Origin of the sequence: Peribacillus muralis (assembly GCF_001439925.1) — a bacterium.
In the GTDB taxonomy this organism is placed as follows: Bacteria; Bacillota; Bacilli; order Bacillales; family DSM-1321; genus Peribacillus; species Peribacillus muralis.
Genome location: NZ_LMBV01000011.1, coordinates 89107 through 112670 on the forward strand (window position 1 = coordinate 89107; position 23564 = coordinate 112670).

At 41.6% G+C, this 23564-nt stretch carries 21 protein-coding genes; 14 read left to right on the forward strand and 7 right to left on the reverse strand.

Going from position 1 to position 23564, the window contains the following annotated elements:
* The first annotated feature begins 332 nt into the window (after nt 1–332).
* Entirely contained in the window at nt 333–4526 is a 4194-nt protein-coding gene (locus ASU00_RS14755) for a phosphodiester glycosidase family protein (protein WP_057914234.1), read from the forward strand.
* 186 nt (nt 4527–4712) lie between these two features.
* Here the strand turns inward: ASU00_RS14755 and ASU00_RS14760 are convergent, their stop codons facing one another.
* Nucleotides 4713–5432: a pentapeptide repeat-containing protein gene (locus tag ASU00_RS14760; protein WP_057914235.1), complete on the reverse strand. Its 720-nt coding sequence runs from the start codon at nt 5430–5432 to the stop codon at nt 4713–4715.
* A gap of 16 nt (nt 5433–5448) precedes the next feature.
* Nucleotides 5449–5778 carry a PadR family transcriptional regulator gene (locus tag ASU00_RS14765; protein ID WP_057914236.1) on the reverse strand — a complete coding sequence of 110 codons (330 nt, stop codon included), beginning with the start codon at nt 5776–5778 and terminating at the stop codon, nt 5449–5451.
* 215 nt (nt 5779–5993) lie between these two features.
* Between ASU00_RS14765 and ASU00_RS14770 the strand changes: the two genes are divergently transcribed.
* The 4 genes from ASU00_RS14770 to ASU00_RS14785 all read left to right on the forward strand — a co-directional run bounded on the left by ASU00_RS14770 (nt 5994) and on the right by ASU00_RS14785 (nt 8667).
* Nucleotides 5994–6398, forward strand: coding sequence for a PH domain-containing protein (locus ASU00_RS14770; protein WP_057914237.1), 405 nt, complete (start codon nt 5994–5996; stop codon nt 6396–6398).
* Nucleotides 6399–6425: 27 nt separating this feature from the next.
* A complete protein-coding gene (locus ASU00_RS14775) occupies nt 6426–6878 on the forward strand; it encodes a VOC family protein (protein ID WP_057914238.1) in 453 nt (150 codons plus the stop codon).
* 34 nt (nt 6879–6912) lie between these two features.
* Nucleotides 6913–7608 (forward strand): class I SAM-dependent methyltransferase, encoded by a 696-nt coding sequence (locus tag ASU00_RS14780; RefSeq protein ID WP_057914239.1) that lies wholly within the window; start codon nt 6913–6915, stop codon nt 7606–7608.
* A gap of 225 nt (nt 7609–7833) precedes the next feature.
* On the forward strand, nt 7834–8667 hold the full coding sequence (locus ASU00_RS14785) for an STAS domain-containing protein (RefSeq protein WP_057914240.1): 834 nt from the start codon (nt 7834–7836) through the stop codon (nt 8665–8667).
* A 125-nt stretch (nt 8668–8792) separates the two neighbouring features.
* On the opposite strand, the gene ASU00_RS14790 is transcribed toward ASU00_RS14785, so the two are convergent.
* Together ASU00_RS14790 and ASU00_RS14795 are read right to left on the reverse strand one after the other, a co-directional pair.
* Nucleotides 8793–9449, reverse strand: coding sequence for a potassium channel family protein (locus ASU00_RS14790; RefSeq protein WP_057914241.1), 657 nt, complete (start codon nt 9447–9449; stop codon nt 8793–8795).
* Between the two features lie 23 nt (nt 9450–9472).
* Nucleotides 9473–10810, reverse strand: coding sequence for a TrkH family potassium uptake protein (locus ASU00_RS14795; RefSeq protein WP_057914242.1), 1338 nt, complete (start codon nt 10808–10810; stop codon nt 9473–9475).
* A 460-nt stretch (nt 10811–11270) separates the two neighbouring features.
* Between ASU00_RS14795 and ASU00_RS14800 the strand changes: the two genes are divergently transcribed.
* Both ASU00_RS14800 and ASU00_RS14805 read left to right on the forward strand, forming a co-directional pair.
* On the forward strand, nt 11271–11462 hold the full coding sequence (locus tag ASU00_RS14800) for a hypothetical protein (RefSeq protein ID WP_057914243.1): 192 nt from the start codon (nt 11271–11273) through the stop codon (nt 11460–11462).
* 221 nt (nt 11463–11683) lie between these two features.
* Nucleotides 11684–12940 carry an MFS transporter gene (locus ASU00_RS14805; protein ID WP_057914244.1) on the forward strand — a complete coding sequence of 419 codons (1257 nt, stop codon included), beginning with the start codon at nt 11684–11686 and terminating at the stop codon, nt 12938–12940.
* A 35-nt stretch (nt 12941–12975) separates the two neighbouring features.
* On the opposite strand, the gene ASU00_RS14810 is transcribed toward ASU00_RS14805, so the two are convergent.
* Nucleotides 12976–13575: a TetR/AcrR family transcriptional regulator gene (locus ASU00_RS14810; protein WP_057914245.1), complete on the reverse strand. Its 600-nt coding sequence runs from the start codon at nt 13573–13575 to the stop codon at nt 12976–12978.
* 123 nt (nt 13576–13698) lie between these two features.
* Between ASU00_RS14810 and ASU00_RS14815 the strand changes: the two genes are divergently transcribed.
* Both ASU00_RS14815 and ASU00_RS14820 read left to right on the forward strand, forming a co-directional pair.
* Nucleotides 13699–14421 carry an ABC transporter ATP-binding protein gene (locus ASU00_RS14815; RefSeq protein ID WP_057914246.1) on the forward strand — a complete coding sequence of 241 codons (723 nt, stop codon included), beginning with the start codon at nt 13699–13701 and terminating at the stop codon, nt 14419–14421.
* A complete protein-coding gene (locus ASU00_RS14820) occupies nt 14421–15437 on the forward strand; it encodes an ABC transporter permease (RefSeq protein WP_057914247.1) in 1017 nt (338 codons plus the stop codon). Before ASU00_RS14815 ends, ASU00_RS14820 begins: the two co-directional genes overlap by 1 nt.
* 54 nt (nt 15438–15491) lie before the next feature.
* Here ASU00_RS14820 and ASU00_RS14825 read toward each other — a convergent pair whose 3' ends face one another.
* Nucleotides 15492–15941, reverse strand: a complete 450-nt coding sequence (locus tag ASU00_RS14825) for a GNAT family N-acetyltransferase (protein WP_057914248.1) — start codon at nt 15939–15941, stop codon at nt 15492–15494.
* Between the two features lie 103 nt (nt 15942–16044).
* Between ASU00_RS14825 and ASU00_RS14830 the strand changes: the two genes are divergently transcribed.
* The 3 genes from ASU00_RS14830 (at nt 16045) to ASU00_RS14840 (ending at nt 18568) form a co-directional block, all read left to right on the forward strand.
* On the forward strand, nt 16045–16869 hold the full coding sequence (locus ASU00_RS14830) for a MerR family transcriptional regulator (RefSeq protein WP_057914249.1): 825 nt from the start codon (nt 16045–16047) through the stop codon (nt 16867–16869).
* A 212-nt stretch (nt 16870–17081) separates the two neighbouring features.
* Nucleotides 17082–17555: a VanZ family protein gene (locus ASU00_RS14835; RefSeq protein WP_057914250.1), complete on the forward strand. Its 474-nt coding sequence runs from the start codon at nt 17082–17084 to the stop codon at nt 17553–17555.
* 119 nt (nt 17556–17674) lie between these two features.
* A complete protein-coding gene (locus ASU00_RS14840; protein ID WP_057914251.1) occupies nt 17675–18568 on the forward strand; it encodes a DMT family transporter in 894 nt (297 codons plus the stop codon).
* Between the two features lie 115 nt (nt 18569–18683).
* On the opposite strand, the gene ASU00_RS14845 is transcribed toward ASU00_RS14840, so the two are convergent.
* A complete protein-coding gene (locus ASU00_RS14845) occupies nt 18684–18914 on the reverse strand; it encodes a hypothetical protein (RefSeq protein ID WP_152983765.1) in 231 nt (76 codons plus the stop codon).
* Nucleotides 18915–19559: 645 nt separating this feature from the next.
* Between ASU00_RS14845 and ASU00_RS14850 the strand changes: the two genes are divergently transcribed.
* Together ASU00_RS14850 and ASU00_RS26255 are read left to right on the forward strand one after the other, a co-directional pair.
* Entirely contained in the window at nt 19560–20372 is an 813-nt protein-coding gene (locus tag ASU00_RS14850; protein ID WP_057914253.1) for an ABC transporter ATP-binding protein, read from the forward strand.
* A 356-nt stretch (nt 20373–20728) separates the two neighbouring features.
* The gene (locus tag ASU00_RS26255; RefSeq protein ID WP_236712741.1) at nt 20729–23533 is read left to right on the forward strand and encodes a bifunctional metallophosphatase/5'-nucleotidase; all 2805 of its coding nucleotides are present in this window, start codon (nt 20729–20731) and stop codon (nt 23531–23533) included.
* Nucleotides 23534–23564 lie beyond the last annotated feature (31 nt).

A 23564-nucleotide genomic window follows, 5' to 3' on the forward strand; every position in this document is an offset into this window, starting at 1 on the left:
AATTTCGAATTTTCGTAGATAAAATCAGCAATTTGGTAGATATATATCGAATTTCGTAGAAAAAATCAGCAAATTCGTAGATAAATTTCAATTTTCGTAGATAAAATCAGCAATTACGCAGATATATTCCGATTTTCGGAGATAGATCTGCCAATACGTAGATATTTTTTTATTTTCGCAAATGTTTAATCTAGCTTTGTATTCATGTCTTTTACTGTCTCCTTTGTAAATATGCTGAGGTGACCTATTTACGATATATTCATACTTTTCTAGCAGTTCATTAATAAATGTATTTTATCCTAGTATAGCAACTAAAAAGAGGAGGAATGATTGTGAAGGTGAGATCGATAGTCTTGAGTGGTTTACTTGCATGTAGCACGCCGCTTACTTCAGTATTTTTTGCAGCACCAGCTCATGCGGCAATGGAAAAGAAGGTGGAGGAAGAGATTTTAATAAAAGAAGAGATTTCAAAAGGGATCGTACATACCCAAAAGCAAGTGAAGAATTTTCATGATACGGATCGTGCTGAGCATATCAATGTGCTGGAGGCTGATCTTGATGATCCATCCATTGAAGTAATGACATCAAAGGCAATAGATTCTGTGGTCGCCAAAGAAGAACTAGTAAGACAAGCTAACCGAGAAACGATTAGAGGAAATGATGTTGTAGCTGGAGTCAACGGTGATATGTTTAGTGTAACGACCGGTGTCAATATGGGACTTCAAGTAAAGAATGGTACGTTACTAATTAATCATAATTCAATAACGGATGTTGAAAAATTTCCTGTGTTCGGGATGGATAAACAGGGAGAGGCCTTTATTGATACTCTTTCCATGAAGGGTGCTCTTAAGCTCGGTAAATCAACTGAGGTTATTTCAGCTTTAAATCGAAACGAAAACGTTGGAGGAAAACTAGCTATTTATACACGGGGGATGAATCAGCAACATGAATTACTATTCAACGATCCAACTGGAGCATTTACGAACAATGGTGCTTTAGCGGTCATATCAGGAATAGATGCTTCAAGCGGCATTAAAGCAGGCAAAAGGTATAAAGGGAAAATCGAGAAGGTGTACAAATCGACGGAAAAGATAAAAATACCTGAAAACTCCGTTATATTGGCAGGATTCGGTCAAAAGGCAGACTGGCTAAGAACAACTGGAGAAGAAGGAAAGAGCGTTTCGTTTACGTTTGATTTATATAAAGGAAAGGAAGAACAAAAGGTAAATGATGTAAAGGAGGCAGTCAGTTCCTACAACTGGCTAATAAAAGATGGCAAACCATTAACTGAACAAGAAATGCTGAATATGGGCTATGATAAAGCACTCGTAAGCAGCTTAAACGCAAGGACGGCAATTGGAATAAAGCAGGATGGGGATGTCGTCGCAGTTTCTGTAGATAAAGATGGCCCGACTTTCAGTGATAGCAAAGGTGTATCATTACCGGAAATGGCCAACCTCTTGCAAGAAGCTGGCGCAGTTCAAGCGATTGGGTTAGATGGCGGCGGTTCAACCGAGATGGTTGCCAGAGCCAAAGGGAAAAGTGAGGTAAAGACAGTGAATCACCCATCAGATGGTAAGTCGAGGCAGGTCACTAATGGGATATTATTTGTTAACAAAGCACCTGCTTCCACCAAGGTGGGTGAAGTTATCGTAGATAAAAAGATTACGATGTTCAAGGGGTCGAGTTATCCATTCAACCTTAGAACAACCGATAAAAATGGTAACCCATTAGATCCTTCCAATCGTCCAGTTGTTTGGGAATCTTCCATTGGAGAAGTGAGCAAAACAGGAACGTTGATCGCAACTGAAACGGGAGTCGGCTCGGTGTCGGCAATTGTTGATGGAGTAAGAGGCTCTGCTGATGTACATGTAGTGAATCAATTGGATTCACTAACCTTTAATGATACAGATCCTGTCGTGTTACAACAAGGAGAAGCGAAGCAATTTTCGTTTAAAGGAATGAAGGATGGAGACCCTGTCGTAATTGATACAAATTCAATAAAATGGAGTATGGATGAGCAAATCGGGACATTCGATAAGGATGGAATTCTCCATACAAATCAAAACGTTGAAAACGGAAAAACCGCGAAAATCACGGCGGAAATTGGAGGCGTGAAACAGTCAATCAATGTATTGATCGGCTTAAAAGAATCCTTGCTGGATGATTTTGAACATGCGGATATAAATAAATACTCAACAAACAAGAGCTATGTCAATTCTTACGATATTTCTATCAGTGATGAACAAGTTAAGTCAGGAAATTACAGTTTAAAGCTTAGCTACGATTATTCAGGTTGGAAAACAGGTAATGGTGCAATGTACATCACATCAAAAGAAAAGCCATCAACAAACAATATGCCGCGCTCGATTGGTATGTGGGTGTACGGAGACAATAAAGCACCATGGCTGCGTGCCCAAGTAACCGATGGGACAGGAGCAAATAAGACAGTTAGCTTCACAGGTGAAGGCGGTGTAGACTGGACAGGTTGGAAATACGTTCAAGCACCAATAGATCCAAGCTGGAAGCTGCCGTTATCATTGAATCAAATATATGCAGTGGAAATTGATAAAACACACCAAGGGGACGCTCAATATGGCGGTGAACTCTTTATCGATAATGTCCGGTTTGTATACACTGACAATGAAGATTTGGCAGGACCTACTTTTGCCAATATTAAACCAGCAGACGATACGGTGTATGACAATGAATTTACTGTTTCAGCTGATGTAACGGACGATATATCCGGTGTGGATGCCAATTCAATCACTGTATCCGTTGATGGACAAAAAATACGTCATACCTATGATGAAGCATCAGGCAGGATATCTGCTTCATTAAATGAGGTAGCAGAAGGGATTCACATCATATCAATGGCTGCAACGGACAAAGCAGGCAACGTAGCGATTCCTAAAGTGGAAAGGGCCTTTACGGTCGATTTGAGTGAAGATACGGAAAAACCAGTCCTTTCTGAGGTCACACCGACAGAAACGGCTATAGAAAAAACAAACACACCGCGTATCGCTTTTAAGTTAGAGGATAAAAAAAGTGGTATAGATGGTAAGGATATTGAAGTGAAGGTAGATGAAAAGGCGCTTGATGTAAAATATGATGAGAACACGGGATGGGGGTATGCGCTTGTATCTGCCGCCATACCTAATGGAATCCATGATTTTACGATACGTGCCAAAGATCGTTCAGAAAATAAGTTAGACACACTGAAACGTTCATTTACTATTAAGGCCATTCCACAGCCAAAGAACAAAAATCAATACAACATCTCCATTATTCCGGATACGCATACTTCGGAATATGGAAGACAGGCGTTTGAGCAGGCAATGAAGGATGATACAGGTCTTGTCATTCATATGGGAGACATGGTTGATCAGTCCAATGAGCAAGAATGGATGCAAGTAAAAAAAGATGTGGAATTAGTAAAGGAAAAGCCGTTCGTTGCTTTAGCAGGAAATCATGAAGCGTTTCAAGGGAATTTAGACAGCTATCAAGCTTTATTCGGGTCTTCCACCTATCACTTTGAATATGGAAATGCGTTAATCGTCGTTTTGAATACGGCATATGGACAAGGATTGAACGCTAGTGATTCGATGCAGCTGGATTATCTTCAAGAAGTGTTAAAGCGAAATAAGAAACAGCAAGTTCTAGTTTTTACTCATGTGCCAACAAAGGACGATTTTGCTACAGCACATGAAATGAATACACAAGACACACGGAACTTCGAGAAAGTTTTAGAAACCTATAAAAAAGAAAACCCTGATACAAATCTAAATGTTTTCTTTGGTCACCTTCATTTACTCCAGCAATGGGAGAAAAACGGAGTAACCTATACCATTACGGGAAATGCTGCTCAAAAAGGGTATGTTTCCAATGAGAATGGCAATATTCTAGGTACGGGGATAGTACACATAAATGAAAATGAAAGTACTTATAAGTACGTACCGTTTCTAACAGAGCTTCATCCCGTGGATGAAGCAATCAATCGGAACGGCGTATTGAAAATTGCTGAAGGTGCAACACGGCAATTGCATGTTGTCGGCGACTTTAGGGAGATCAGCTCTAATTACCTTTTGAATCTCACCAAGTATGACTTACTTCAAATAAATTGGTCTTCATCACAATCGAAAGTGGTGAAAGTTGATGAAAAAGGGATAATTACGGCCGAGAAAAAAGGAAAAAGCACAATTACGATCAGAACTGGAGATAAAGTCGTGACGTTACCTATCGAGGTCGTACCTGCTAGTAAAATAAATCCTGTAAAAATTGAAGCAAACCCAACAGATGAAAACATAGTGGTAGGAAAATCAACTGACCTTCAAGTAACAGCGACCGATATGTATAATAACCAATTTGCTCTTTCGCCTTCGCTAGTGAAATGGAGCACGAAAGAAAAAGAGATCACTATTTCCAAACAAGGAAGATTGAAAGCGAGCAAATCAGGAATATATCATATTTCGTATCAATACAAAGGCAGGGCAGGCGAATTGATTGTAAATGTAAAAGAGAAATAAACGGTAATATAGGGGCAGACAAAAACCCTGTGCTAAGACGTTTCGTGTCTTAGCACAGGGTTTTTTACTTGTATCATTGCCCCATGCTCATACCTTTTAAAACGACCGCAGTCAGAAACACGGTCACGCAAAGGATTGAGGTGGATACGACAATCGCAATCGGTAAAGTCATCGGAAAGCCGTCCTTTAGATGATGGTTACGGCGCTAAGATCAACCTTTGATCCGTGTAAAAAGTTGTAAGTGAGTTTATCCATCGAAGCTCCAGTGAAGTCGATTTTCTTTAAATCGGACATCCGGAATTGAACATTGATGAGGGTGGCATCGCGAAAGGATGCCTTTCTCAATGAAGTGCCCTCGAATATGGTTTGATTGAATGTTTCCCCATCAAATAGAAGTCCAGATAAATTACAGTTTTTAAAATGGGTTTTATTATAAATGCTGTTTTTGAAAGTTACGCCTTTTAAATTGGCACTTTTAAATAAGGTACCAGTTAAATTGGCGTTTTCAAAGATACAATGATCTAAGTTGGTGCTTTTAAATGTGCTGTTCGTTAGGTCGGAATCGCTGAAGTCAGAACGGCTTAAATCGCAGGAATTGAATTTCCCGTCATGGACCGAAACCGAGCGGAAGTCGGAATCCAATAAGCGGTGCCTGGAATAGTCCATACTTATTGCCTGCTCAAGCACATTGTATTGGAGGTTAAGTGATTCCATGAGCTCCGATACTTCTCCGATCGAATCTACAGTCAGCTTGTACGCTTCCTGCTCACTAGCACCATCCCTTATATGGTCATTGTATTTTTCCAGCAAGTTTTGCAGCAGCTCTTCTTCCAATTCCTTCGCTGTTTTTGCATTTTTGTATGGAGCGAAAATGCTATGAACATGTGCATTCAGTTTTTCCTTCATATTATATCTCCCTTTCTTATAAGAGGCTTTCAAGTATTCGCTTAGCCTGCTCCCATTCGTTTTTATTTTGTGTATACATGTCTTCCCCGATGGAGGTGATTTTGTAATATTTCCTTCTGCCGCCTTGGGTGGCATCTCCCCAATACGAAAGGATGCACCCGTCCTTTTCCAATCGTTTTAAGCTGGAATACATCGTCGCTTCCTTTATTTCATATTGCTCATTTGAACTCACATATATCAGTTTGCTAATTTCGTACCCATATTTATCGCCACTTTGCAGGAGTTTTAGAATCATCGTATCTACATGTCCGCGAAGCAGGTCTGAGGAAAGTTTGTGTTGAACCATATCCTCACCTCCTTTTGTATATCCTATAACATATTACTATGACAGTCAAGGTAATGTGTGCGTAATGATGTTACCAATTCCCCAATCTCCATTGAGATTGAGTAAACTGCATAATGGAGAATGGAAGCTCCATACTTTCAGAGATGAAAATTATGAGAAAACGTATTATAATTGGTAAAAGATACCTAATTAAAAGCGAAGGAGGAGTGGTGTTCTTGAAATTCCCATCAAAAAAGGATTGGTGGATGTACCTAGTTTTTCTCGGGATTTTTTTGGCCATTCTTTCACCGGTGGTCATGGATAAAGATTATTCCAGTCTGTGGGCGGCCATTCCCATCATCTGTTTCCTGCTATGGATCTGGCTCACGACCTATTATGTGATTGCGGATAAGACCTTACTGGTTCGATCGGCATTCATCCGGAAGACGATTTCCATCGATGAGATCAAGTCGATTGATAGATCGTTCAATCCATTATCGTCACCGGCGCTTTCGCTCGATCGTTTAAAAATACACTATGGCCTTCATCGCACCATTCTCATTTCTCCATTGGATCGTAACGCGTTCATTGAAGAGTTAATGAAGCGGAATCCTTCCATACGAACCAGTTTGAAGCGGTAAGTCGTATCAGCAGTTAGGAGGGTGACCATGATAAAAGGACTTTATGAGACACACTTACCGGTTAGTAATCTCGATGTCTCAATTGAATTTTATAAAAGACTTGAGTTAGAGCTTGCCTATCGAAACGAAAGGCTGGCATTCTTTTGGATTGAGAAGGGTCATAGCTGGTTGGGGTTATGGGAAACGGAACAAGTAAACATCCCTTATCATCCCTCCATCAGGCATATCGCCCTGCAAGTCGAAAGGGAAGATATGGAGAATGCGAAGGGGTGGCTGGAAGAAAAGGGAATGCAGATAAAAACGGTGTTTGGTTTTCCGCCTGAACAACAACCGCTTGTTTTGCCTAATGACCCACATGCACACGGGGCGATATATTTTAACGATCCTGATGGTAACTCCATTGAATTGATTGCTCCCTTGAGGCTGGATTTTGATGAAGATTTTGACATGATGTCGTTGGAAGCGTGGAATAAAAGATGAATGGCAAAGGAATTAATGAGAGGGAGAGATGAGTTTGCCGGAGACGATTACGACCTATGAAGATGTTTTGAATATGCTTGACTCGTTTTTACGTGAGCCGACTGCATTTTGGAATGGTTTTTATGAAGATCGTGAAAAGGGAATCCCCTTTTTCGAAAATCTCCCTGATGAGAATTTGGTAGCTTATTTTGAGAGAGGATTGCTTGATCCAGGGAAGGTTCTTGAGCTAGGCTGCGGACCAGGGAGAAATGCCATTTACCTTGCTCAAAAGGGCTGTTCTGTCGATGCAGTGGATCTTTCACAAGAAGCCCTTACATGGGGAAAAGAACGTGCTCAAGAAAAGAATGTGCAAGTGAATTTCATTCAAAGCAACATGTTTGATCTTAAAATAGAGGAAGCCGAATATGATCTCGTATATGATTCAGGCTGCTTTCATCATATTGCTCCGCATCGGAGGATTCATTATTTGGAGACGGTGAATAAGGCGTTAAAGCCTGGAGGAGCCTATTCGATTACCTGTTTTGTAGAAGGCGGCGAATTAGGTGGTGCCGCTCTTTCGGATTATGAGGTTTATAGGCAAGGAAGCCTTATGGGTGGACTAGGATTTACGGAAGAAAAGCTTAGAACCATTTTCAAGGAGTTTGAATTGGTGGAGTTACGTAAAATGAAGAAAACGGATAAAGCGTTTGGGGTAAAAGGGTTATGGACGGGGATGTTCAAGAAAAGGTGAAGCTTTTAAAAAGTTTTATGACAGATTATAGTATGGGGCCTTGGAGCAGGTCCTTTTTTTCGCGGGGTGAATTTTGTTAACCAAAAACAAAAATGGTAAACTATTAATATGATGCACTTTTTGAAAAAAATCCGTAGTTGTATGGTTTCAAAAGCGGCTGAGAAGGTATATGGAAAGAGGGCTGCTAACTTGTTGTACCATAAAAATAAATAGGTGGAGAAGTTTATGCATAGAAATAGAGAACTATATTCCTTTTTATTAGATAAAGCAACACAACTGACTGAGGATTGGTATGCAACATTGAATAAAAACGATAAGGCGGGGGTTTATAGCTCACCTGATCGCCATGTTATTGATAAATTGAAGCAGCAAAACCATCAATTTCATTTACATTTCTTTAAGGTTTTTTTGTTGGAGGAAAACCAGTTCTTTCATGATCTTGACGAATGGATTGAAGACATCGGTCAGGATGAGGAACATTTGAATACTCCCATCTATTTTATATTGCGGGAATTTTTCCGGACGCAAAAACAATACTTGGATTATATCGAGCAGTTTGCGGCATTGCATGAAGAGAAATATACGCAAGCGGAAATCAACGCCTGGTTCAAGATCGTGGTCAAGGTGTTCAGTGAAGTGATGGAGAGGTTTACTGCGGCGAACCATAGATATGCCAATAAAATAATGAAAGCCCAACAGCAAACGATCGCTGAATTGAGCTCGCCCATCATTTCCCTTAAAGATAATACGGCGTTACTCCCGCTGATCGGTGATATTGACACGGCGAGGGGCATGTCCTTGCTTGAAAACACATTACAGCAGTGTGCCGAAAAAAATGTCACGAGGCTGTTCATTGACCTCTCGGGCGTTCATGCGATAGATGGTGCATCCGCCCATCAGCTATCACAATTGATCGAATCACTGCATTTGATCGGAATCGATACAACCCTGTCAGGACTTCGGCCGGACATAGCGATGAAAGCAGTCAAGCTTCACCTGCCTTTTGATAAGGTGACAGTCAAATCAACTTTAGCGCAAGCGATCCATACGATAACATAATACATACCTAGCTTAAAAAAATCTTCGGGAAGGCCGCCAAATGGCGGTTTTTTTGTATTTTGAAATAATATGGAAAGCTAAAGCCGGATTGCGTAAACAATCAGTGAATAATCCAAATGGCCGGATTATTCGATATTGGCAAAGAAGGCTAGATCGTCTTTATTGCCAACCACTAGAAGCATATCTTGTTCAAGGATATCCTGATCCGGTGATGGTGCTATGATCATTTCTCCATTACTGACGATGGCAATGACGCTGATATTATATTTTGCACGCAAATCAAGCTCTCTGAGGCTTTTTCCCTTCATGCTCAAGGGTAGGATGATTTCCTCTATATTATATTCTTTAGAGAGTTCAATATAGTTCAGCATGTTTGGGGACAGAAGCTGATTCGCGACCCGTTCCCCCATATCCCTCTCAGGGTAGATGACCCAGTCGGCACCAACCTTGGTGAGCACCTGACCGTGATTTTTATTAAGGGCTTTGGCAATGACTTTTTTGACCCCAAGCTCTTTTAAAAGCAAGGTAGTCAAGATGCTCGATTGCATATCATTTCCGATGGCTACAATAACACAATCGAAATTGCGAATTCCAATCGATTTCAATGTCTCTTCATCAGTGGTATCCGCAATGATTGCATGGGTAACGCTCAGTTCCGCATTCTCGACTTTTTCCTCGCTGATATCAATGCCCAATACCTCTTGGCCCGCCGAATATAATCTATGTGCCACACTGGTTCCGAATCTGCCTAAGCCGATCACGGCATATTGTCGTTTTCCCATCTGTCACTCTCCTTCTTATCTGATTAACCAATCATGATTTTCCCTTTTGGACGGCGGAACGGATCGGGTTTGCGCCTCATTGCGATAGCAAAGGCCAAAGTCAAAGGACCCACACGTCCTGCAAACATCGTGAAAATGATGAGCATCCGGCTAATTGGGGATAATTCTGGGGTCAACCCCATTGAAAGTCCCACGGTCGCAAATGCGGAAGTGGCTTCAAATAATATCATCAAGAAATCAGTTCCTCTTTCCGTGATGGCCAGCAGGATGGTGATGATTGAAACGATCGATACGCCAATGAATGTAACGGATAATGCTTTAAAGATCGTTTCAGTCACAATGCGGTGACGGAATAAGACCACATCACCCTTTCCTTTAATCTGTGACCAAACCGTTCCGATAAGCGTCGCAAATGTAGTCGTTTTAATCCCGCCTCCAGTCGATCCGGGTGAAGCCCCAATGAACATCAAGAAAATGATGAGCAGCAATGTCGGCTGAGTCAAATCAGGGATATTCAACGTATTGGAGCCAGCCGTCCTTGGTGAAACCGATTGAAATAATGACGATAACGTTTTCCCCATGAAAGATAAAGGCTGCAAAGTCTTGGCATTACCGAACTCGAATAAAAAGATTAAAATCGCCCCGGCGATCGTAAGGATTAAGCTAGTCATCAGAACAACCTTCGTATGTACGGATAAACGATGGGTATCACGATATTCATAAAGTTCATTCATGACAATGAAACCTATACCGCCAAACGTGATGAGCAAGGCTACGGTAAGCGTTACGAAGGGATCCGATACATAAGGAGTCAAACTCCTGAAGTCTCCCATTAAATCAAAACCGGCATTATTGAAATTGGATATCGAATGAAAAACCCCGTAATAGATCGCCTTGCCGATGGGCATGTCAAAAGAAAAGCGAATCGATAAGATAATGGCACCGATACCTTCTATGATGGCGGTGAAAATCAAAAGCCGTTTCACTAACCGGACTACACCTGACATGGATAGATTATTTAAAGACTCCTGCAAAAGTAACCTGCCTTTTAAAGAAATCTTCTTGCCTAATAGGAAAAAGAAAAACGTCGCAAATGACATGAACCCTAAGCCGCCAATCTGAATCAGGGTCAAGATGACCAACTCACCAAAAGTGGTAAAAGTCGTTCCCGTATCCACTACGACCAGTCCCGTTACACATGTAGCGGAAGTCGAGGTGAATAAAGCATCCAGAAAAGAAAGACCATTGCCATTTTCGGTGGAAATCGGCAATGTTAATAAATAGGCCCCGGTAAATATCAAAATGGCAAAGCCGAGTACAAGTATTTTTGGCGGATCCAACAAATTTTTTGTTTTTATCAAATGATCATCCCTACTTACTTAAAAGAATAGTATAAACTTGTACGATATTTTTAAAGCACAACCTGCGAAAAACATCAACCGGCTATTTTGTGACAAAACCGACGAAGTTAAATGTCGAGGTTGATGTCGATAGAGCCTTTCACATCCTTTATGTAAGGCGATCTGCATACGCAATTCCCCTCTAGTTTAGGCCTATATATATTAAATGTTAAACGTATTCTACTCCCAACATTCAGCAATTGTAAAGCCTCCATATTGTAAAAAATATTTCCTTAATAAAACTGATAATTTACATTTCATTTACATGTTAAAAACGTATTGACAAATATTAGTTATCACATTATGATAGGTTCGATTCATTCGAAAATACGAATTTAAGACAATATATATAATTGTTCTTTTCGAGCAAAACATTCGTATCAATATATTAAAACACAACTTACAAAAAAGGCGGGCAATTATGGAGAAGACGTTCAATCGATATGTTATCAACGCTACAGGCAAGGGTGGCCAGACATACTTAACCCAATGCCAGGATAAAGATGCATTAAGAAAATGGATAGCCGATCATGAGGACCAAATCATCATGAATGAGTTAAGGATAACGGATAAGAAAAAGAATCCGTTTCTAAAATTGTTTTCTCAAAGGTGACCATTTCCTAGCGGCATTCATGCATGAATGATAGTCAACGCCGAGTCGAAAAATCCATATCTTGTTCCGCTTTCAAACTCATTGATGATCAATGGGTTTTTTGCGTTATAGTCATTTACTTTCCGAAACTAATAATGTTAAAATTTAGAAAATACATACCTTCTATTTATGCCGGAAATATCCTGGCGATTAAATGAACACTACATTTCGGGGGGGAACTGATGAAATTCAAACAAGTAGGAACTCTTTGGAAGTATCCTGCGATTCTGTTGTGCGGAATCGGGATTTCCAATTTCGGCGCGTGGGTGTACTTTATCGCCCTCAATTTAATCGTGCTCGATTTGACCAAGTCACCCTTAGCGGTGGCTGGTTTATATATTGTTAAACCATTGGCTACTCTATTCACCAATGTATGGGCAGGCAGCGTTATCGACCGGATGAATAAGCGGACCGTAATGGTTACACTGGACATAATCCGAGCGGCATTGATCGCTTTGCTGGCATTGAATTCCTCGATTTGGGTCATCTATTCGCTCGTTTTCGTGATCAATATGGCAGAGGCCATGTTCGGAACAACATCAAGGACTTATATAACAAAATTAATTCCAATACAACAGAGAAAACGATTCAACTCATTGCGAAGCTTGATCGATTCAGGGGCTTTCTTGATTGGACCAGCGATAGCGGGTCTTCTTTTCTTAATCGGCACTCCCGTAGTTGCCATCTATATCAATGCTTTAGCCTTAGTATTATCAGGTGTGATCACGCTATTCATGCCAGATCTTGAAAAGGATGATTCCTTTAGCAAAACCGATCGCTACCTATCCTGGACCATCGTGAAAAGGGATTGGGGCATCGTCCTGAACTTCAGCCGTCAATCATCTTATGTGATGCTCATATACTTCTTGTTTAGCTGCATGGTCGTAATGGAAACCGCGATGGACTCCCAAGAAGCAGCATTTGCCAAAAGCGTACTTTCTTTGTCGGACAGCGATTACGGATTCCTCGTAAGCATCGCCGGGGCAGGTATCATTACCGGAGCGATCATCAATGCAACATTCATCAGTAAAGTGCGGATATCATATCTGATTGGCTTCGGTTCGTTATTTGTTTCGATCGGCTATATGATGTATGCCCTATCCACTTCGTTTTCAATCGCGGCCACGGGATTCTTCCTTATTGCCTTTTCATTGGCTTTTGCGAACACAGGCTTTCAAACGTTTTATCAAAATAATATTCCTGTGGAAATAATGGGGAGGGTGGGCAGCATCTTCGGTTTGTTGGAAGCATTATTGGTGATTATGATGACAGTGATTGTCGGGGTTTCGGCTCATTTCCTTTCAATTCGGTTCGTAGTGATTACAGGCTCCGGAATCATGGTGGCGCTTTCGATTTTAATAATGGTGCTTAGTATGAAATCCTCGAAGAGCATGTATTATGCCAGCGGAGCGGTACTGAAGGATTCAACAGGAAGCTAAAAAGGCATGTGACGGAACGTGCCTTTTTTTGCAGCTCATTTAATGAATGTGCGTAATTGACTGATGAAGTTCAAGATTTGAAAATGAATCTTTGCCATTTCCTCAACTGATTGCTCCTCGCAATTCTCCAGCCACTCCTGAATCACCCCTAAAATCGCCGATGTCAAAAAGGCATGCATATATGTTCGAAATGCGTCATTTTGAGCTGCTGGATGCTGGCTGATCAAGCGGTCCAAGAGGACTTCACCGAATACACGCTTTATTTTTTTCGCAAAAGAAGGATCACCCTGATCACCAAGTATCGCTCTTAATGCTTGGGCATGCTCACCGATGAATTCAAAAATCGCTACGAATGGCGGATATAGCTGTTGTTGATGAAGGGCAAGGAGAGCCTCTTTCGGCAAAATCACCGTAATGCGTGCATGAAGATTTTCCAGCAATTCCTGCTGTAATTGATCCATCAATGCATACTTATCTGCATAATGAAGATAGAAGGTGCCTCGATTGATGTTCGCACGCTCGGCAATTTTCTTCACCGATACATGCGAGAATCCTTCTGCTTCAACGAGTGCAATGAAGTGATGCTGGATATGCGCTTTCGTTTTTTGTACCATTTCCTCATGAATCGATGCCACCTGAATGTCTCATCCCTTCACTGAACATTTTTCCAAATCTGTTTATTGTATTGAAACTCATGCTACCTTAGAATGATGTTACATTCAACACCGTGTTTATGAAAAAGTAGGGGGGTGCGTTCAATGAAACATGCGATTATTATGGAAGGAATGGTCAAAAACTTTCAACATAAAAGCGTCATTCAGCCGTTGGACCTCGCGATTGAAAAAAGTGGTATTTTCGGCTTGTTAGGTCCTTCCGGCTGCGGAAAGACGACCTTGATCAAAATGATCGTCGGTTTGATCAAGCCGGATGCCGGCAGCGTTACGGTTCTGGATCATAAGGTGCCAAATGAAGCACTATTGATGGAAATCGGGTATATGGCCCAAACCGATGCTTTATATACGGAGCTGACTGCTGCTGAAAATCTTGCTTTTTTTGCGAAGCTATATCGTTTATCGAAAAGGGAAAGAAGCGAGCGGATACGATATGCAGCCGAAATCGTCGGGTTAACGAGTGATTTGAAAACCCGGATTGCGTTTTATTCCGGGGGGATGAAGCGCCGTTTGTCTTTGGCGATTGCTCTCATCCAAAATCCCGAGATCCTCATTTTGGATGAACCGACGGTGGGCATCGATCCCGTACTGAAACGAGCCATTTGGCAGGAGCTGGAGCGGTTAAGAGACGAAGAGCACAAGACGATCTTGATAACGACGCATGTAATGGATGAGGCGGAACGCTGCGATAAACTGGCGATGCTGCGTGAGGGAACTGTCATCGCATCGGGGACGCCTGCCGCCTTAAAGCAGCAATATGCGGTGGAAACGCTTGATGATGTTTTTTTAAAGATTGGAGGAAGCCGATAATGCGGATTCTCTCTCTCGTAATGCGAATCATTCAGCAGCTGCGCCGTGATCGAAGGACCCTTGCTTTATTTTTCCTCGCCCCCTTGCTCATTTTAACGCTCATGTACTTCATTTTCGGCACAGAAGCGAGTGATTTGAAAATCGTCGTGACCGGCAGCGACCAGACCACGCTCGCGGCATTGAAGCAAGCCGATTTTCAAGTAAAGGCGGCTGAGGAATATTCAAGGAAACGAATGATCGACACCGCTACGGATGGCTGGCTGCACGTTGAACATGGAAAAATGGAGCTGACACTGTTGAACGACGAACCCGCGCGTGCAAAAGCGGTCCAAATGCAGCTCATGCTGGGACTGCAGGGACATGCAAGCAAACTCCCTTCCATTGCAGCGCAATATGTGTACGGAGATGAAGATACAAAGGGGTTTGATACGTTCAGTCCGATGCTCATAAGCTTTTTCGTTTTTTTCTTCGTGTTTTTGATAGCCGGGATCGCGCTTTTGAAGGAGCGCACAAGCGGGACGCTGGAGCGGCTGCTGGCCACACCGATCAAGCGGCATGAAATCGTCGCCGGCTATGTGATCGGATATGGTTTATTCGCCCTCATTCAGCCGATAATCGTCGTCCTCTATGCGGTCAATGTCCTGGACATCGTACTCGTGGGCTCTCTATGGCTCGTATTATTGACGAATATCCTTGTTGCCCTCGTCGCCCTGTCGTTAGGCACATTGCTGTCCAGCTTTGCCACCTCCGAATTTCAAATGGTGCAATTCATTCCGCTCGTCATCGTGCCGCAGGTGTTCTTCACCGGGATATTTCCCTTGGATGCTATGGCGGACTGGCTCCAAAAAATCGGCAAAATCATGCCACTCTACTATGCATCCGACGCGATGAACGGCATCATGTACAAAGGTTTTACTTTCAGTGATGTATTCCTGGATCTCATCGTCCTCCTGGCATTTTCGGCCGTTTTCATAACGATCAATATCATTAGCTTGAAAAGATATCGTTCCTTATGAACGAGCAAAAAACCGGCTGCCTTATCAGCAACCGGTTTTTTCGTAGCTCGATGCTCATATCTTCTTGACCATGACTTTTTCATTGTTGAAATCTGCTTCGCCATTGAAGGCAAAGCCGAATTTCTTATACAAGTGAGAAGCAGCCTGATTCTCTTCGACTATGCTCAAATAGATCTCGGGACAATCATATTCCCGGATTAACCGTTGTATTAAAAACTCGAGCAAGAGTGTTCCAAGACCTTGTCCCTGATGCTTTGCGTCAATGAAAAAACGGTCCAGCCAAACTCGTCCTTTCTCACCTTCACCGGGGAAAAAACCATACATCGCAAAACCGACCAAGGTATCTCTCATATAAAGACCGACTGGCCTGTAATATTTACATGCTATAGCGTCTTCCAAACATTGCTCGGTCGTTTCAATAAATGATCTTTGTTTTTCATGGATTTGCAGCTTCAAAATCTCCGCACTATTTTCTTTCGTGACATCTTTAATATGTACTGTCATATATTTTCCTTCCTCGTTTCGCTCCGGTTTATCCGTTTTGCTATCATGATATACTAATACCGTAAGCTATCTGGTTACCATATAGTCAAGAGGAGAGATTGAAATGTCCGAGTTAAATATAGGGAAATATTTCACAACCGGTGAATTCGCCAAGTTGTGCAATGTAAAGAAACAAACGCTCATCCATTATGATGAAATCGGCCTTCTAACTCCCGATATCAAAAACGACAAAGGGTATCGGTATTATTCTTATCAACAATATGAGGTGTTTTCAGTCATATCATTATTAAAGGAATTCAATATGCCCTTGAAGGAGATTAAGAGGTTTCTTACCAACCGATCACCTCTGGAACTAATTCAGCTTTTTAAAGAAAAATCGTTGGAATTGGAAAAAAAGATAAGAAATCTTCATCGAATGCAGAAAATCATCGAAACGAAAATATCCCTCACTGAAAAAGCGCTATGTATGGATGACTCCCAAATCACCTTGAAACTAGAGGAGGAAGAACAGCTTTTCCTTAGCAAAGGCATCCTGAACTCTTCTGATGCCGAATTTTTAAAAGCAACCTCGGATTTCATCGACTTCTGTAATGAAAATGAATTTTACACCGGATTCCCTATCGGGGCGATGATAAGCAAAGAAAGAATCATTGGCGGCGATCATGATAATTATTCATTTCTTTACACGAAAGTAAACGATATACATCCTTCCCTTGCTTTCCATGTTAAACCGAAGGGACGTTATATCGTTGCCTACCATAAGGGGAGCTATGAAAATATTTCCGAAACCTATAAAAGAATCATCCGCTTCATGGAACATGAAAACCTGAACATCAAAGCGTTTGCCTACGAAGAGTACATCTTGGATGAAGTCTCGGTAAAGGGATATGAAAATTACCTGACCCAAATCATGGTGGAAGTCGAATGAAGGGTATGACAGGATTTTGCCGTTTGTTGACGGTTTGCAGAAGATGACCTAGGATGAAAAGATAGGTATGATTTGGAAGGATATGTCGCTAAAATCGGTCCTGCTTTCCTTTTTTCTGTCGCAAGCGTTATTTTTATGCGGCCTGCCTTTTTTTCTCAAGCTCTCATTATATTTGAATCCTTTGGCACCTCGTTGTCTGGTTTTGTATCCTCATGCTTGTTTCGTTCGCCGTTCTTTATTTTCGCAGGGAAGCGATCACCGTCCAGAGGTTTTTTTGGCAAGCCGCGTTTGTCGGCTACAGTACATCACTATTGGTTTTGCTGTTTTTCCGGCCACAAGGTCAGGTCTATTCCTATAATATGACTCCCTTTTCTACCATTCTAGCATATGCATCGAACGAATTGGACGGACTTGTATCATTTTATAACCTTAGTGCCAATGTGGGACTCTTCATTCCATTCGGGCTGTATTTGTTGTTTAGGGAAGGGAAAGAGGTGACCGCCTTAACGAAATTCCTTTATCCGTTCATCATGATTTCCATCATCGAGATCAGCCAGTTTGTTCTCCGGCGCGGAAGCTTGGATGTGGATGACCTTATCCTGAACATGCTCGGTGTTTACTTGGGTTACCTCCTTTATCCCCTTTTCGCCAAGGTGGTTAAAATACTGCCTGGAAATGGTAAATGAAAGAGTGGTTTCCATCCATACACCTGATGAACATCTCAGTACCCTAAGCTTTATATACACATTAAAAAGGATGAAGTACCTTTAGACTTCTATATAAAAAAAGGAAGGGAGATCTGGTTATGAATCTGAAGATATTCATGATAGCGGCGGTAGCCATCATCTTATGGGGATCCGCCTTTGCGGCGATTCGTGCAAGCCTGCATGGCGGATACTCCGCAGGGCATTTAGTGCTGATTCGTTTTCTCATAGCATCAGGTGTTTTTATCCTTTATGCTCTATGGCCCACTAGCAAATTTCGTTTACCGAGAAAAGAGGATATCTTTAGAATAGTGATCTTGGGCTGGATTGGCATCAGTCTCTATCAATTGGGTGTAACATTCGGTGAAGAAACCGTTTCAGCGGGTACGGCAGCCATGCTAATCGCTTCTGCCCCCATTTTTACAGCAGTAATAGCTGCTTTAGTCTTAAAGGAGCGTCTAGGTTTGTTTGGATGGGTCGGGTTAGTGGTTGGTTTTTTTGGAATCTTTCTTATTACGTTGGGAACGGCCAGTTCAAGCTTCCATATTTCCAACGGAGCTTTTTTAGTATTATTCGCATCAGTTGCCACTTCGGCTTTTTTTGTTTTTCAAAAACCATTATTGCTTCGCTATAAGCCGATTGAACTGACGGCGTATTTTACCTGGGCAGGCACATTACCGTTTTTCATCTTTTCTCCAGGCCTTTTACATACGATTCAAGAAGCGACGCTGGAAGCGAATGTCTCTGCTCTCTATATCGGCATTTTTCCGGGAGCCGTCGCCTATGTATCTTGGGCAATTGCCCTATCATTAGGTAAAGCCAGTTCCGTTTCGAGCATGATGTATATTGAACCGGCTTTTGCTATTATCGTTGCTTGGATCTGGCTTCAGGAGCTCCCGAGTGGTCTTTCCATAACAGGGGGGCTTGTTGCGATTTCGAGCGTAGTCATCATCAATGGATTTGGAAGAAAGACAGAGCAGGTACTAAATGGATGATTGCTCGTGTACATGTACGTATACCGAAATCCCTTTTTAAATTGACCGAATCTCTTCAAGAATTCTTAAGGGTAGCGGTTATTTGGCGATTGTTAATTCAATCATTGCTGTTTATCTATTTTTCAATTTCTGATTTTGTATAAGAAACCTCATCATCAATTTTATGATTTTTTTCTAAGAGTCCATCAGGGAATTTTTCATTAAAAAATTCTTGTTTATCTTCTCCTTTTTTTGGAGTTAAATAACTGATAATTTCTCCGTCCTTATTACGTTTTAAAATGACAGGAAAATAGTCAGTATGAACAATGGTTTCACTTTCATTTACTAAAGCGTATTGATAAAACATATATATATTTTTACTATCAAACCCATATGTATAATAGGAATCAATTAAATTTTCGTTTTTATTCGCCTCATATACGATATTAACGCGTATATAATTCAGTATATGATTCTGCACTTCAGTTTGTTGTTGCTCTTTCTCAATAATATTTAATTTAGATGGAGTATCCTCTATAACTTTTTCCTGACAACTGCTTAATACAAAAATCGATAGAATGAAAAATGATATTTTTAAAGTTTTAATGATTTTAATTACCTCCTTTTTTAGGTTATTATACTAATTATAGTATAAAAGACCCGTTTGAATTGCGGGATTATCTTGAAGAGCAGATACGTAAATTTATGAGGCGTTCAAAATGATGTTGATGGAAATTTAGTGCAGATTGATTTGGATAAGCGTTAAAAAAGCCTTAAAGTATAAAGTTAAAAAAATTAAAAAATAAAAGAATGGTACAAGCCATAAAAAAATGAAGACATACTCGATTTTCATTGAGTCTGTCCATAGTCTGAAACGGTGTGAATATTACACCGTTTTTTTTTGCATTTCCGTTGCTTCAGGCAACTCCCGAAGGTTTTGATAGGGAACGGAATAAAATGGTAGAATTAACAATCATATTATTCGAATAATTAATCATTAGGAGGAAGAACGATGAACGAAGACACTAGCATCATTACACTAAAGAACATTAACTGGCGGAGGAAAGGGAAAACGATATTGAATGAAGTGTCGTGGGAGGTTCGGGAAGGAGAGCATTGGGCTCTTCTAGGACTTAATGGATCAGGGAAAACATCGCTGCTGAAGATGATTACAGGATATCAATGGCCAAGCAGTGGCGAAGTGTCAGTGTTGGGAAATGTTTTTGGCAAAACGAATATACCAGAGCTGCGGAAGTCCATTGGCTGGGTAAGTTCTTCTCTGGATCAGGAGTATCAGGCAAGGGCAAATGATTCAGCACTTGAAGTCGTCATGAGCGGCAAGTTCGCTTCCATTGGTATCTATGACGAAATTACGGACGATGATCGCAGCAAAGCTATGGAATTACTGGACCAATTCAGAATCAAGCCTTTGGCCAATCAATTCATACATACGCTCTCTCAAGGTGAAAAAAGAAAAGTGATGCTTGCAAGGGCCCTTATGTCTTCACCGAAGCTACTGGTGCTGGATGAACCATGCAATGGACTGGATATTCACGCTAAGGAAGAACTATTAGCAGCCATCGAAAAAATGGCAGATTCCCCAGTCGCCCCAACGATCATTTATGTTACCCACCATATAGAAGAAATCGTCCCAGCAATCACACATGCGTTATTAATCAATTCCGGCACCGTTGTGGCTAACGGTGAAAAAAAGGATGTCTTAACGGAAGCTAGATTGGAAAAGACCTTTCAAGTCCCAGTCACGGTAAAATGGGAGAACGACCGTCCTTGGATCAGGATCAAACATTTATTAACACAGAAATGATGCTGCAGAAATATCTTAGCCATTGGGGTTTCTGTTTTAAGGGGTTTCTAGTTTTAATTCTATTTTCTTATTAAAAAATTTTATTGGTATATCATCTTTGGAATTATAGGCATTATGTAATCATTATAAAGATAATATTCTGTTAATAATTCGTCAAATATTGTAAATTTGTTTTAAAATTGGATTATTTTGTTGTAATATAGGATATACACGAATTCTTACAGGAAAAAAGTAGGGGAATGCGTGTAAAGAAATTAAGTTTTTTCGGACGAAATTTTTTTGAAAAGCGTGTCAAATTCATGGTCATGTTAACGAAATATTATGTCAGTATAAAACTTATGGGAGGAAGAACTTCAATGGGGAAAAAGAAAATCGTGAAAATTGCATCAGCTGCCATTATGGCTGCGACAACGATCGTAGCAGTAGCACCAGCACCTTCAGACGCCGCTACCAGCTTGAATGGAAAAATCAAAGCAGCAAAGGCGACCATCAAAAAACCATTCGATACCTATTTCTACTCTTCTAAACTCGCTTCCGTGTCCACTGTCGAGAAACAAATCAAGTCTGCCAAACAAGCTAAAAAAGACATCAACTCTTCAATCAAAAAATCCGTGTTAAGCAAAAAAGAAAAAGAGGCCAAATATAAAGAAATTGAAGCCTACGATAAATATATCACTCGTTCGGAAGGCTATGTAAAAGGATATAAAGACGCTGAAAAAGCAAAGTCGGCACATGATAAGGCGATTACTGCCTTTACGAATGCGGTCATTGCCAAGAAATCCATTGAAATCAGGGACCGATACAACGCACTTGATAAAGCCGTTACAAAGACAGACAAAGCGATAAAAGATACGGTGTACGGTGCGAAAATCGAAATGCTTTTATACGATAAATTCACTAAGTCGACCAAAACCGCTTTGAATGGTGACCTTAAAGTGCCGTTTTACTATGAAAAAGCCGAGTACTGGGTGAAAAAAGGCGATTTAGCAACCGCAGATAAACGGATGAAAACCGTTGCGGCACAGCTGAAAAGAGTTAGTAAAACATCGAAGCTGGGCAAGTGCATCCATGCTTACGTAAAAGAAGTAACCGCTAAGTATGATGCTGCGGTGTATGCAGAAAAGAAAAAAGAAGTCGCCAAAAAAGTGAATGCCTACGTAGCTCTTGCCAACGGGGAGCTTAAGACGAAAGAACAGATAGATTCGGCTAAGAAAGCTAAGGCTGCCATCAGCTTAAAAGGAATGAAGGACGCCGATCGCAAGGAATTCGAGGCGAAGATTACACTGGCGGATAAAAAGGTTGCGGCTGCTGAAGAGGCATTAAAACCGAAGGCGATCACGCTTTCGTTGATGCACACGAATGACACGCATGCCCATTTGGACAATGTGGCTAAAAGGGTGACGGCTGTTAAGGAAGTGCGTCAAGCTAAACCGCAATCGCTGTTGGTCGATGCGGGGGATGTATTCTCGGGAACCCTTTATTTCAATGAATTCAAGGGACAAGCAGATCTTCGCTTCATGAATTTAATGAAATATGACGTCATGACCTTTGGAAATCATGAGTTTGATTTGGGATCTAGCGCTGAAGGGCATCAAGCTTTGGCCGATTTCGTCAAAGGGGCACAGTTTCCTTTTGTCAGTTCGAATGTGGAATTCTCCAAAGATAATAAGTTTAAAGGACTCTTCTCTGACTTGATTTCAAGTAAACCGGAGCAAGGGAAGATTTACAATGGAATCGTGAAGGAAGTGGATGGACAGAAGGTCGGGTTCTTCGGGCTTACGACTGAAGAAACGAAAGATATTTCCAGTCCAGGAAGCATAGCGTTCGAAAACTATCGGGAAGAAGCCGAAAAAGCGGTCAGGGCGTTCGAGGGCATGGGTGTGAACAAGATCGTCGCCATTTCGCATATTGGCTTTGATGACAATGCTGAATATGACAATGATCTAACATTGGCTGCCAACGTCAAAGGAATCGATGTGATAGTTGGTGGACATAGCCATACTCAATTAAATGCTCCTGTCGTCATTGACAAGGATGCAAAAGGAAACATGAAGGAGCCTACGGTCATCGTTCAAGGCTATCAGTATAGTGACTTTTTGGGAACGGTCGATGTGAACTTCGATAAGGACGGCAAGATTGTCGGCCAGGCCGGACAGCTGATCAAGCTTGCTGATAAGCAGGATGATGTTGAGGCGGCTAAAGAGCTTGAAACGTACTCCTCGAAGATTAAGGAGCTGAAGGAAACGAAGACAGGGGCAACCGCCGTGAATGCTTTGGAAAGCCCTCGTGATGCAGGAGATGCCACGAAGCCGAGTGTTCGTAAAAATGAAACGGAACTAGGTAACTTGATTACGGATGGAATGCTTAGCAAAGCGAAAGAATTTAATCGTGATGCGGTCATCGCATTCCAAAATGGCGGGGGAATCCGTGCGAGCATCGACCAAGGCGAAATCACGTTAGGGGAAATCCTGACCGTATTACCATTTGGCAATACGCTGGCGACAATGAAGCTGTCCGGCGCGGAAATCACGGAAGCATTAGAGCATAGTGTCAGCCTTGCACCTAAGGAAAATGGCGGCTTCCTCCATGTAGCCGGAATGAAATTCAGCTACGACAGTTCGAAGGCATCAGGCGACCGTGTGAACAAGGTTGAAGTCCTGGGCCAAGATGGAACATATTCCGAATTGGAAGCAACGAAGCAGTATGTCGTGGCGACCAATGCTTTTACAGCCAAGGGCGGCGATGGATTCACCGTTTTCAAGAAGGCTTATGAAGAAGGAAGAGTGACGGATCTTGGGCTTTCCGATTGGGAAAACTTACGAGATTATGTAAGCGGGCTGACAACTGTCGATCCAAGCATCGAAGGACGGATCAAAGATAGTGTTGGAAACTCTGCAGACCCGACTGTGGTACTGGCCAAAGACTTTGGCGGAAGTGCAGATGCACCGAAAACACATGAAGGAAATGTAGGTGTCGATATCTCGGATATTGCTTCATTGGAACATGCGGTGGTTAAAGGGAATCTAGCGTTGACCGGTACTCCTGCCGATGAGTTCACTTTTGCAAATGTTACAGTCGAGGGCGATTTGGATTTATCAGGACTTCAAGGGAAAAACGTGAACATGAGCGGTATCACCGTGAAGGGCGAAATCAATCTTTAAGAAACAGATATATGTAAAAATCTGGAGGGGT